The 1605-nt window shown below is 63.7% G+C and carries 2 protein-coding genes; both read left to right on the top strand.

Annotated features, from left to right (window positions below; all coding sequences use genetic code 11):
• Positions 1–103: 103 nt before the first annotated feature.
• Positions 104–490, top strand: coding sequence for a peptidylprolyl isomerase (locus tag K8I01_04410; protein ID MBZ0219659.1), 387 nt, complete (start codon positions 104–106; stop codon positions 488–490).
• A 28-nt stretch (positions 491–518) separates the two neighbouring features.
• Positions 519–1605, top strand: a 1087-nt coding sequence (locus K8I01_04405) for an IS630 family transposase (protein MBZ0219658.1), incomplete at its 3' end; no start/stop codon positions are given.

Below are 1605 nucleotides of genomic sequence, written 5' to 3'. Positions count from 1 at the left end.
CGCATCGGCCCGCTGTCGCTGCCGCCAGGTGACGGCCCGCTGGAACTGGAGTTCCGCGTCGGTGGATGAAGGTGCATCGCCGATCGGGTAACAAGGCGGCCGTATGAACCCACGCGTCTATTTCGACATCACCATCGGTGGCAAGGCCGCCGGCCGCGTCGTCTTCGAGCTGTTCGCCGACAGCGTGCCCAAGACCGCCGAGAACTTCCGCGCCTTGTGCACCGGCGAGAAGGGCGTCGGCAAGTCCGGCAAGGCCCTGCACTACAAGGGCTCGCACTTCCACCGCATCATCCAGCAGTTCATGTGCCAGGGCGGCGACTTCACGCGCGGCAACGGCACCGGCGGCGAGGCGATCTACGGCGAGAAGTTCGCGGACGAGAACTTCCAGCACAAGCACACGACCCCAGGCCTCTTGTCGATGGCCAACGCCGGGCCGAACACCAACGGCTCGTGTCCTGAGTCAGAAGTTCCAGAGCTTGTAGGGCGTTGATCTCCGCAGATAAACCGGAGGTCGACGAATGGCACGTGGGCAACAACTTCAGCCGCTGACCCTGACCGACGAAGAGCGCGAGCATCTGCTCAGCCTGTCTCGTCGGCGAACGAGCGCACAAGGCATCGCTACCCGTGCGCGCATCGTCTTGTCGGCGGCTGACGGCAAGTCGAACTTGGAGGTCGCCGATGCGGTCTCGGTGAGCCGGCTGACCGTAGGCAAGTGGCGCAGCCGGTTCTTGGCGAAGCGCATCGATGGACTGTTCGACGAGCCGCGTTCTGGCGCACCTCGGAAGATCAGCGATGCCGATGTCGAGCGCGTCGTCACCAAGGTGCTCGAGTCGACGCCGAAGAACGCGACTCATTGGAGCACCAGGTCGCTCGCCAAGGAGACCGGTATGAGCCAGAGCGCGATCAGCCGGATCTTCCGCGCGTTTGCTCTCGCGCCGCATCGAGCCGAGACGTTCAAGCTGTCGAACGACCCCCTGTTCGTCGAGAAGGTGCGCGACATCGTCGGTCTCTACATGAGGCCGCCAGCGAAGGCAGTGGTGTTGTGCGTCGACGAGAAGACGCAGATCCAAGCCCTGGACCGCACTCAGCCAGTGTTTCCGATGCGCCCAGGGTTGCCGGAGCGTCGCACACGTGACTACGTCCGGCATGGCACCACGACTCTCTTCGCGGCCCTCGACGTGAAGACTGGTCAGGTCATCGGCGACTGTCGCCAGCGGCATCGTGCGACCGAGTTCGTTCAGTTCCTCCGCCTGATCGACGACGCGGTGCCGAAGGACCTGGACCTGCACGTCATCCTGGACAACGTCAGCACGCACAAGACCCCGACGGTTCGTCGATGGCTGATGCGACACCCGAGGTTCCACCTCCACTTCACTCCGACCTACGCATCCTGGATCAACCTCGTCGAACGCTGGTTCGCAGAGATCACCGAGAAGCAGATCCGCCGCGGCACCCACAAGAGCACGCGTAGCTTGATCGACGCCATCCGCAGCTACCTCGACGGATGGAACCAGTCGCCGACACCGTTCGTGTGGACGAAGACCGCGGACGACATCCTGGCTGCCATCGGGCGATTCTGCTCCCGAATCTCTGACTCAGGACACT

Source organism: Deltaproteobacteria bacterium (assembly GCA_019912665.1).
Lineage (GTDB): Bacteria > Desulfobacterota > GWC2-55-46 > GWC2-55-46 > GWC2-55-46 > UBA5799.
Note: the sequence above shows the minus strand (reverse complement) of the source record. Positions and strands in the feature narration are given on the sequence as shown.

Bases quoted from the DNA above. Each gene is read 5' to 3' on its own strand.
- K8I01_04410 (MBZ0219659.1), top strand. From the start codon at position 104: ATGAACCCACGCGTCTATTTCGACATCACCATCGGTGGCAAGGCCGCC.